General features: G+C 71.2%; 7 protein-coding genes. 2 read left to right on the forward strand and 5 right to left on the reverse strand.

Annotated features, from left to right (window positions below):
* From NCC78_RS25670 to NCC78_RS25680, 3 genes are all read right to left on the reverse strand, one after another.
* A partial coding sequence (locus NCC78_RS25670; RefSeq protein ID WP_372495205.1) for an FAD-dependent oxidoreductase occupies positions 1–198 on the reverse strand: 198 nt, incomplete at its 3' end.
* 569 nt (positions 199–767) lie between these two features.
* Complete coding sequence (locus tag NCC78_RS25675) at positions 768–1,625, reverse strand: hypothetical protein (protein WP_250797658.1); 858 nt, start codon at positions 1,623–1,625, stop codon at positions 768–770.
* 43 nt (positions 1,626–1,668) lie between these two features.
* Positions 1,669–3,513: a phosphoenolpyruvate carboxykinase (GTP) gene (locus NCC78_RS25680; protein ID WP_250797659.1), complete on the reverse strand. Its 1,845-nt coding sequence runs from the start codon at positions 3,511–3,513 to the stop codon at positions 1,669–1,671.
* A 408-nt stretch (positions 3,514–3,921) separates the two neighbouring features.
* Here NCC78_RS25680 and NCC78_RS25685 point away from each other — a divergent pair, with 408 nt between their 5' ends.
* A complete protein-coding gene (locus NCC78_RS25685; protein WP_308220952.1) occupies positions 3,922–4,455 on the forward strand; it encodes a GtrA family protein in 534 nt (177 codons plus the stop codon).
* A 63-nt stretch (positions 4,456–4,518) separates the two neighbouring features.
* Positions 4,519–5,253 carry a GtrA family protein gene (locus tag NCC78_RS25690; RefSeq protein WP_250797662.1) on the forward strand — a complete coding sequence of 245 codons (735 nt, stop codon included), beginning with the start codon at positions 4,519–4,521 and terminating at the stop codon, positions 5,251–5,253.
* Between the two features lie 4 nt (positions 5,254–5,257).
* On the opposite strand, the gene NCC78_RS25695 is transcribed toward NCC78_RS25690, so the two are convergent.
* The gene (locus NCC78_RS25695) at positions 5,258–5,830 is read right to left on the reverse strand and encodes a PH domain-containing protein (protein WP_250797664.1); all 573 of its coding nucleotides are present in this window, start codon (positions 5,828–5,830) and stop codon (positions 5,258–5,260) included.
* A gap of 173 nt (positions 5,831–6,003) precedes the next feature.
* On the reverse strand, positions 6,004–6,663 hold a 660-nt coding region (locus NCC78_RS25700; RefSeq protein ID WP_250797665.1), incomplete at its 5' end, for a biotin--[acetyl-CoA-carboxylase] ligase.

A 6,663-nucleotide genomic window follows, 5' to 3' on the forward strand; every position in this document is an offset into this window, starting at 1 on the left:
CTCGTCGAGGACGTCCAGCGCGTGCGCCGCGATGCCGTCCCCGCACGCCTTGTCCCGGGGGAAGTCGGCCCGGTCCAGCAGCAGCACCCGCGCGCCCGCCCGCCGGGCCGCCAGCGCGGCGGCCGACCCCGCCGGACCGGCCCCCACCACCACCACGTCGAACTCGTCGCCCACGCCGCCCTCCCCTGCCCTGGTCACCGGTCTCGCGCCGACCCGACGACCCGCCCGCCGTGCCGGGCGCCGCCCGCCGACTCCCGCTCGTCCGGGCGCCACACGTGCCGACTCCCGCTCGTCCGGGCGCCGCTCACGACGACTCCCGCTCGTCCGGGTCCCGCTCGTGCCGTTCCCCCGCTGTCGCAGCGCGGGCACCTGACCGACGTTCCCTCCCGCCATCCTGCCCCGCGGATGCTCACGATCGCCGATCCGCCACCCGCTGCTGGCGGTGTAACCCCACCGGGTGTCGCCTCCGGCCTTCGACAGGGGGCACCGAACCACTCCCGAAAGCCCTTTGCTCTGCACCCACCCGTGCACCGGTCACGCTTCGTGGCCGGTGCGCCGGTGGGTGCAGAGCAAAGGGCGCGCGCCAGGGTGTCCGGACCGGCGCTGCCCGGGCGGCTCCGTCGCACCTGGCTCGGGCTCGGGCAGCACCTCAGCCCTGACGGGCAGCACCCCACGGCACCTCAGCCCTGACGGGCGGCACCTCACGGCACCTCAGCCCTGACGGGCAGCACCCCGGGCCTGACGGGTGGGAGGCCGGCCTCGGGGGGTCAGGCCGGCGGGGAGCGGTCGGCGGCCCTGGCGCGCCAGAGGCCGTACAGCGTCAGGGCGGCGGCGGCGACTAGCGGGCCGCCGTCGCGGACCAGGCCGTCCGGGCCGAGCAGCCACGAGCAGAGGGGCAGGTCCACGGCGAGCACGACGAGGGTGACCGCCACCAGGAGGGTGCGTGCCCAGCGCCGACCGCGCATCAGGAAGGCGGTGCAGAAGAGCACCGCGTAGCTGGTTACGATCCCGGCGCCGAACCAGAACAGCACGGCGGGCACGGCGGCCAGCCGGTCGTCCAGGACGGCCCCGGCCGCCACCAGGGAAGGGACCAGCATCAGCGGGCTGTAGGTAAACGCGGCGACCCGGCTGGTGAGCAGCCAACCGCTCACCTCGGGGCGACGTGGCGGGGTCTCCCGCCAGGAGATGCCCTGCGCGTCGATCACCAGCCGGGGACGGTGCTGGGTCAGGTGGGCGGCGACGGCGGGCGAGCGGTAGAGCAGCCAGACGACGGCCGCGCAGAGCAAGGAGAGCAGGGCGAAGCCGAGCAGGCCCGGCAACGGCGGCACCCCCTGCCGGGGCACGATGATCCGGCCCACCGCGAAGAGGGTGGTGACGGCGAGGATGAGACCGAACGGACGCGCTGCGGTCCGGCCCCGGTCGACCTGCCCGATCAGCAGCAGGAAGCCGAGCGAGCGCAGCATCGCCCAGCCGGTCCGCACCGCGAGCCCGAAGCCCTGCTCCGGGGCGTACCACCAGTTGAGCAGCTCGACCACGACGGTGGCCGCCGCGGTCAGCGCGAGCAGCGTGGTCAGCGCCCGGACGGCGGACGGCCGCCGGACCTGGGTCGCGGCGGCCGTCCTCATGAATTCAGATGATGCCCGGATCGGGTGTCGGTCACACCTGCCGTCAGCGCTGCGGCTGCTGCGCGTCGAGCCGGGCGCGCAGCGCGTCCAGCTCGGCCCAGAGGACACCCGGCAGCTTGTCGCCAAACTTCTCGAACCACTCGGTGACCAGCGGAAGCTCGTTGCGCCACTCCTCCGGGTCGACCTTCAGGGCGATCCGGACGTCCTCCGGGGTCATGTCGAGGCCCTCGACGTCCAGCGCGTCCTGCGTCGGGACCATGCCGATCGGGGTCTCGACGGCGTCGGCGCGGCCCTCGATCCGCTCGATGACCCACTTGAGCACGCGCGAGTTCTCGCCGAAGCCCGGCCAGAGGAAGTTGCCGTCGGCGTCCTTGCGGAACCAGTTCACGTAGTAGATCTTGGGCAGCTTCGACTCGTCGCCGTCGGCGCCCTTGCCCATCTCGATCCAGTGCCGGAAGTAGTCGCCGGCGTGGTAGCCGATGAAGGGCAGCATCGCCATCGGGTCGCGGCGGACGACACCGACCGCTCCGGAGGCGGCGGCGGTGGTCTCCGAGGAGAGCGTGGCACCCATGTAGACGCCGTGCACCCAGTCGCGGGCCTCGGTCACCAGCGGGATGGTGTCCCGGCGACGGCCACCGAAGAGGATCGCGTCGATCGGCACGCCGTTGGGGTTGTAGTAGTCCTCGGCGAGGATCGGGCACTGGGTGATCGGGGTGCAGAACCGGCTGTTCGCGTGCGAGGAGAGGCTGTCGCTCTCCGGCGTCCAGTCGTTGCCCTTCCAGTCGATCAGGTGCGCCGGCGGCTCGCCCATGCCCTCCCACCAGATGTCCCCGTCGTCGGTGAGGGCCACGTTGGTGAAGATGGAGTTGCCGCGGTCGAGCGTGCGCATCGCGTTGGCGTTGGTCTTCCAGTCGGTGCCCGGCGCGACGCCGAAGAGGCCGTACTCCGGGTTGACCGCGTAGAGGCGGCCGTCCTCGCCGAAGCGCATCCAGGCGATGTCGTCGCCGATCGTCTCGACCTTCCAGCCCGGGATGGTCGGCTCCAGCATGGCGAGGTTGGTCTTGCCGCAGGCGGACGGGAACGCGCCGGCGACGTGGTAGACCCGGCCCTCCGGCGAGGTGATCTTGAGGATCAGCATGTGCTCGGCGAGCCAGCCCTCATCGCGCCCCATCACGCTGGCGATGCGCAGCGAGTAGCACTTCTTGCCGAGCAGCGAGTTGCCGCCGTAGCCGGAGCCGAACGACCAGATCTCGCGGCTCTCCGGGAAGTGCGAGATGTACTTCGTCTCGTTGCACGGCCACGCCACGTCCTGCTGGCCGGGGGCGAGTGGGGCGCCGATCGAGTGCAGCGCGTGGACGAAGTCCGCGTCGTCGCCCATGGCCTCCAGGACCTTGGCGCCCATCCGGGTCATGATCCGCATCGAGGCCACCACGTACGGGCTGTCGGTGATCTCGACACCGAACATCGGGCTCTCGGCCTCGACCGGACCCATGCAGAACGGGATGACGTACATCGTCCGGCCGCGCATCGAGCCGCGGTAGAGCTCCGTCATCGTCCGCTTCATCTCGGCCGGCGCCATCCAGTTGTTGGTGGGGCCGGCGTCCGCCTCGTCGACAGAGCAGATGTAGGTGCGCTCCTCGACCCGGGCGACGTCCGTCGGGTCCGTCCGCGCGTAGAAGGAGTTGGGCTTCTTCTCCGGGTTGAGCCGGATCAGGGTGCCGGCCTCGACCAGCTCGTCGGTAAGGCGACGCCACTCCTCGTCGGACCCGTCCACCCAGACCACCCGGTCGGGGGTGGTCAGTTCGGCGACCTCACGGACCCAGGCGAGCAGTTTGGGGTGGGACGTCGGGGCCTGATCGATACCCCGAACGGTAGCCGGAGCAACCATGACACATCTCCTTGTGGTCGACGCTGACCTATCTATGGGATGCACGAGTCTCAGCGGCGCGATGCGTCGCCTTCGTGGAAACCTGGGATTGGGCTCAGCGTAAACCGGAGGACCTCGCGAGTCAGTGGTACTGGTTGTGAAGAACTGCACAAGGTACGGCCACGCTGCGGCATCACGAGCTAATACCCGCTTTCGCGCGCAGTTTCACGCAAATCCTGTAGGGAACCGTCGACCGACGGCCGTCCGTCCGACCGCCACGGCTGTGGGGGAGATACCCGGAAACCGGTCCGGGATTCCGGGCCGGCTGGTTACGCTCCGCTCACCCGGGACGTACCCGCGGGGGAGGCTGGTCGTTGCTACCCGTGTGGGGTGTCCCCAGCCGGTACGCTCGGCCCTGTGGCCGCGACGATGACCGGGGAGCCAGGCTCCCGGCAGACCCGCCCGGGTCTGGTCCACTCACTGCTCGACCGGTTCGGCCATCTCATCCGCGAGATGAGCAAGTTCGCGACCGTGGGCGGCATCGCCTTCCTCATCGACTTCGCGCTCTTCAACTACATGACGAGCGTGCGCGGCGTGGAGCAGGTCACCGCGAAGACCATCTCGACGGTGATCGCGGCGTCCTTCGCGTTCATCGGCAACCGGTTCTGGACGTGGCGACACCGCAAGCGTTCCAACCCGGCCCGCGAGTACGCGCTGTTCTTCTTCTTCAACGGGGTGGGCCTCGGGATCGCGGTGGCCTGCCTGGCGATCAGCCGCTACGGGCTGGGCAGCGTCTGGCCCGAGGTGTTCCAGACCCCGCTGGCCGACAACATCGCCAGCTTCATCGTCGGCACCGGGCTGGGTACGCTCTTCCGGTTCTGGTCCTACCGGCGGTTCGTCTTTGTGGAGGCGGGAACCCCACCCGTTCCGGAAGTGACGCACGACCGAGACCACCGGGCGTGACCTGCCGCCCATCCCGTCCAGCCGGAGCCGCCCGGCTCCGCCCACTGCCCTAAGGTGTTCCGCATGCGTCTTGTCCGTCTCCTGCCTGAGCGCTGGCAGAAGTTCATCCACGAGGCGCTCAAATTCGGGATCGTCGGCGGCATCAACACCATCATCAATTACGCGGTGTTCAATGCGCTGGCACTCACGGTCTTTGTCGACGGCCAGTTGAAGGCGACGGTCATCGCCACGATCGTGGCGACGATCACGTCATATCTGATGAATCGTCACTGGACGTACCGGGACCGCCCGAAATCGGCGATGCGGCGCGAGTATGCCCTGTTTTTCCTCTTCAACGGTGCGGGCCTGCTCATCGAGTTGGGCGTGCTGGCCGCCGCCAAGTACGGCCTCGGCGTGACCGGCCTGCTGGCGCTCAACGTGGCCAAGACCGTCGGCGTGCTGCTCGCCACGCTCTTCCGGTTCTGGTCGTACCGGACCTTCGTCTTCCAGCCCGCGCCCGCCCACGCCCGGGAGACCTGGCACAGCATCCCGCGCGACGAGTGGGACACGATGGCCGAGATGGACCCGGTGGCGGAGCTGGCCGAGTCGGTCTCCGAGCTGGAGGAGGCCCAGTCGCCACCGGCCGGCGCGCGGGGCGGGCCCGCGCCGGCGCCCGCGCTCGGCCCACCGGGCGCGCCCGCCCAGGGCCGTCCGGTGCCGCTGGACGCAGGCGTCGGCGGCTCCCTCGACCAGGAGCTGGAGGCCGAGCTGGCCGCCGAGCTCCAGCCGACGACCACGCGCCGCACCCCCCGCCGCTGACAGCTCAGGCGGTGGGGTCGCGCAGCGGCTTTCCCTCGTTCATGTCGGCCAGGATGTCGCGCATCTCGCCCTCACCGAGGGAGTGCTTGTCGTGGTGGGCCTCGACGAGTTCGTAGAGCCTCGTCTGGACCTGGCCCACCCCGGGGACGTCGTGCAGGACCGACTGGCCACGCTCGCCGGCCGACTCGATGGTCAGGGTGCCGCAGCCGAGCAGCCGCTCGACGAACCGCTGGTTCATCGCGTGGTCGTTGATCCGGGTGAGCGGGATGTCCCGCCGGTCCCGGGAGAGCACCCCCTGCTGGAGCAGGACCCGCTCGTCGGTGAACAGGTAGTGGGTGCTCCGCCAGACCAGAAACGGCCAGAGCGCCAGCCAGAGCACCAGCACCAGGGCGAGCCCGGCGATCACCGCGAGGGCGATCGACCCGCCGGCGCCGGACGGCAGCAGGACCACTCCGGCCACCACCGCCGCGACGGCGAGCACCAGCACCACGACCGGCCGGATCAGCGCCTTCCAGTGCGGGTGCAGGTGCAGCACGACATGCTCGTCCTCGGTGAGCACGTCATCGGGGAACGCCACGGGAACCTCCTCGCAGAAACGGACGCGCTGACGGTAACCGGTCGCCCCTCCCCCCGGGATCAGCCGCGCGGCGGCCCTTCCCCGCGATCTTGCAGTTTCGGCCGCCGATCCACGGCTTTCGTCCCCTTCGCCCGGGCAGCAAGTGCAAGATCGACGCGGGGACGGGGTGGGGGTCAGCGAAGGTGGAGAACGTCGCCGGCGGCCAGGGGGCGCTCGCCGGCGGCGGTGGCGAGCAGGAGCTGGCCGTCGGGGTCGACACCGGTTGCGGTGCCGGTCAGCTCCTCCCCGCCGGGGAGCAGCACGCGTACCTCGCGCCCGATGGTCGTGCAGACGGCCAGGTAGGCCTCGCGCAGGCCACAGGCGACCGCGTCCCCGCCGACCGCGCGCCAACGGTCGTACCACTCGGCGACCGACCGCAGCAGCGCCCGCAGCAGTGGATCCCGGTCGGTGGCCGCCGCGCCGGCCAGTTGCAGCGAGGTGGCCGGCAGCCCGGTCAGGTTCTCCGGCAGCTCGTCGGCGCGCAGCGTCACGTTCAGACCGATGCCGAGCACGATGGCGGGCGGCTGGGCCGGCGAGGGCCCCGGCACCGCCTCGGCGAGGATCCCGGCGCACTTCGCGTCGCCGATCAGCAGGTCGTTCGGCCACTTCAGACCGGCGTCCAGCTCGGCCAGCAGGGCCACCGCCTCCACCAGCGCCACCCCGGCCAGCAGCGGCAGCCAGCCGTACCCGGTCGGAGGCGCCGGCGACCAGCCGCGGTCGGCGACGGCCTCGCCGGGCCGCAGCAGCACGCTGGTCGCGATGCCGGCCCGGGGCGGCGACTGCCAGACCCGGCC

This window comes from Micromonospora phytophila (assembly GCF_023656545.1).
GTDB classification, from domain to species: Bacteria; Actinomycetota; Actinomycetes; order Mycobacteriales; family Micromonosporaceae; genus Micromonospora; species Micromonospora phytophila.

Bases quoted from the DNA above. Each gene is read 5' to 3' on its own strand.
- NCC78_RS25675 (WP_250797658.1), bottom strand. From the start codon at position 1,625: ATGAGGACGGCCGCCGCGACCCAGGTCCGGCGGCCGTCCGCCGTCCGG.
- NCC78_RS25680 (WP_250797659.1), bottom strand. From the start codon at position 3,513: ATGGTTGCTCCGGCTACCGTTCGGGGTATCGATCAGGCCCCGACGTCC.
- NCC78_RS25685 (WP_308220952.1), top strand. From the start codon at position 3,922: ATGACCGGGGAGCCAGGCTCCCGGCAGACCCGCCCGGGTCTGGTCCAC.
- NCC78_RS25690 (WP_250797662.1), top strand. From the start codon at position 4,519: ATGCGTCTTGTCCGTCTCCTGCCTGAGCGCTGGCAGAAGTTCATCCAC.